This window comes from Wohlfahrtiimonas larvae, from assembly GCF_002006755.1.
Classification (GTDB): Bacteria; Pseudomonadota; Gammaproteobacteria; order Cardiobacteriales; family Wohlfahrtiimonadaceae; genus Wohlfahrtiimonas; species Wohlfahrtiimonas larvae.
Window position 1 is genome coordinate 1 of sequence record NZ_MVDO01000150.1, and the last position, 3,181, is coordinate 3,181.

The 3,181-nt window shown below is 36.8% G+C and carries 4 protein-coding genes; all 4 read right to left on the bottom strand.

All coding sequences use genetic code 11. The annotated features are described in order from the left end of the window. Nucleotides 1-467: elongation factor P hydroxylase (locus BZK14_RS08625; RefSeq protein WP_077926109.1), on the bottom strand; the 467-nt coding region annotated here is incomplete at its 3' end. A 110-nt stretch (nt 468-577) separates the two neighbouring features. After that, the gene (gene yiaY / locus BZK14_RS08630) at nt 578-1,726 is read right to left on the bottom strand and encodes an L-threonine dehydrogenase (protein ID WP_077926110.1); all 1,149 of its coding nucleotides are present in this window, start codon (nt 1,724-1,726) and stop codon (nt 578-580) included. Between the two features lie 130 nt (nt 1,727-1,856). Beyond that, nucleotides 1,857-2,573 (bottom strand): lytic transglycosylase domain-containing protein, encoded by a 717-nt coding sequence (locus BZK14_RS08635; RefSeq protein ID WP_245831261.1) that lies wholly within the window; start codon nt 2,571-2,573, stop codon nt 1,857-1,859. 57 nt (nt 2,574-2,630) lie between these two features. Further along, nucleotides 2,631-3,181, bottom strand: a 551-nt coding sequence (trmB, locus tag BZK14_RS08640) for a tRNA (guanosine(46)-N7)-methyltransferase TrmB (RefSeq protein ID WP_143691418.1), incomplete at its 5' end; no start/stop codon positions are given.

The following is a 3,181-nucleotide window of genomic DNA, read 5'->3' on the forward strand; positions in this document are numbered from 1 at the left end:
ATCAATACTTTTCTTGCAGTTGGTGGTGGATTATGAATCATTTCTTGATATACAGACTCTAAATTATCTAAAAATTCCGTTGCAGGCGGCCTACCTGAAAAATCATCTAGGCTTGGAGAGAATTTAATACCTATTGCTTTACACATTGCCTTTTCTAAACCTTGTGGCCTTGCCTCGACTTTTTCAAACTGAATTTGCTCTTCCGTTGTTCTCCCACAAGGAAAATACCAATAACCAAAGTCATCTAGTTTTCTACGCCTATCCCCTGCAAGACAATAATGGGATAATTCATGCAACAAGCTGCGTGGGTAATTATCTCTAAAATATAAAACTGCCTTTTGACCATCTTTAGGTGCCTTATAAAAAGGCTCATCTGCTCCGCCTTCTATCGTCAAATCAGGCAACGCCTTAGCTAATATCTCTATTAATGCACCGCACAATTCATCATCACTTAAAACATTTGTCATACATTACTCGAATAAAATTACGATTAAGCTCAATATTTTACTGCTTAAAAGAAAAATCCCCAATCTTAAAATTGGGGATTAAATTGACTTATTCAAAAAAGTCCTTAAATCTAAAATGCAGCCTTAAAGATTGCAATCACTTCAGCTTCATCACCTTTACGTGGATTTGTGAAAGAACAAGCATCTTTTAATGCATTACCTGCTAATATTGCAAAATCCTCTTCCTTAGCACCCAAATCTTTTAAGCCCGCAGGAATACCTACATCTTTACTTAATTCGCGAATTGCTTTAATAAATGCAGCAGCACCTTCAGCATCTGTCATTTTGCGCGTATCAATTTCAAAACATGCTGCTAAATCTTTTAAACGATTAGCTGATACTTTCGCATTATACTCCTGTACATGTGGTAACAATACCGCATTACATACACCATGAGGAAGATCATAAAAGCCACCCAACTGATGCGCCATCGCATGAACATATCCTAAAGATGCATTATTAAATGCCATACCTGCTAAAAATTGTGCGTAAGCCATTGCCTCACGAGCGGCCATATCACTACCATCATTCACAGCATTTCTTAAACTTTTATGAATAATTTCAATTGCCTTAACTGCACAAGCATCTGTAATCGGTGTTGCTGCTGTTGAAACATAAGCTTCAACCGCATGCGTTAAAGCATCCATACCTGTTGCAGCTGTCAATGATTTTGGCATACCCTTCATTAACTCAGGATCATTAACCGATAAAAGTGGAGTTGTATGCGCATCCACAATCGCCATCTTAATATGTCTAGCTTCATCTGTAATAATACAGAAATATGTCATTTCAGAAGCTGTACCAGCGGTTGTGTTAATGGCAATTAATGGCAACTGTGGATGCTTAGAAACATTCACACCTTCATAATCATTAATTTTTCCACCATTAGTTGCAACTAAAGCGATACCTTTTGCACAGTCATGCGGAGAACCACCACCTAAAGAGATAATAGAATCACAATTTTCCGCCTTTAAAATTGCTAAGCCATCTTCAACATTTTTTGTTGTTGGGTTTGGCTGTGTCCCTGCAAACACAACAGATTCAACACCCTTATTTTTAAGGCCATTCACAACTAAATCAATAATACCCGCGCCTTTTAGCCCTTCATCACTAACGATCAAAACTTTCTTAAAACCATTCAGCTTAATCTCGTCATAAGCCAAATCTAAAGCACCTGCACCCATAATATTTTTTGAAGGCATTAGAAATTGTGTAGCCATAAACTGCTCCTTTATACTATTTATTTTGAAAGAAACTAATTAAAACGACTTTTCAACTTCACTATACCGCAGATATATTTATAGCAAATGAGCTAGATCATTTAAGGCTTAAATTGTAACGCTTAATTTATTAATATCCCTGCGCGCGGTATTTTTGATAATACTCCAAGACTTTTGGTACATAATTCATTGTCTCTTTATAAGGCGGTATCTTATTTCCATATTTTCTTACTGCACCTTCGCCCGCGTTATAACCGGCTAAAGCTAAAGATACATCACCAAAGTAATCCAATAAATATCTTAAATATGCAGCACCACCTTGCATATTTTGAATAGGATCATAAATATCAATGACACCAAATCTTTGTGCTGTTGCAGGAATCAACTGCATCAAACCATGTGCATTTGCATGAGATTTAGCATTTGGATTATAAGCAGATTCTACTGTAATCACTGCATGCAATAATGCTGGCTGTAAGTTGTACTGACGAGCCACCATATTGATATAAGGTGCGAAGCTATCTCTCCCCTTCATATTGGGCAATGCAGTCGAAACAACTGACGAAATATCACCAGCTTCCACACCATGATTAGCAAATGCACGTGGACGAGGAAAATTACCCTGAAAATCCGAAACATCTGCACGCATTGTAACTTTTCGACTAAAACGTGGATTACTTAATAATTGCTGAACATTTTCTATCGCATCCCTATCCTCATTAATGGGCGACAAACGCTGAATTAATTTCCCACCCTTAACAGGATAATTCACATAATGTGTTTGTCCAAATTCATCCAAATACGAATAAATATCAGCCCATACAATGGGCTGACAAACTACAAACATAAAAAATCCAACTATTATTCTTATTATCATTCGCTCATATTACAATAATGATTGTATTTAACGTCGCTTAAACATAATATCCCAAACACCATGCCCCAATCTTTCACCACGTGCTTCAAACTTAGTTTTTGGGCGGAAATCTGGACGAGGTGCATATTCTTCATAACAGTTTTCAAAATCAGGATGTTGACCTAATACTTCCATCATCTGTTCTGCATAATGCTGCCAATCTGTTGCTAAATGTAAAATACCGCCTTTAATCATTTTAGTTGCTAACATTGTCACAAATTCATTTTGCACCAAACGACGTTTATGATGCTTCTTTTTATGCCAAGGATCAGCAAAGAAAATCTGCACACGATCAAAACTTTCATCCTTAATCTTATGCTTCAATAATTCCACAGCATCTTCATTGGCTGCAAATAAATTTGTTAAACCACGCTTTTCAACTTCTAATAATAAATGACCAACACCTGGACGATGAACTTCAACACCCAAAAAATCACGATCCAATGCAGCTTCAGCCATCGTTGCCAATGATTCACCATTACCAAAGCCAATTTCTAATGTACGTTGATCATTTTCTCTGCCAAACAGTTGATCCAAAT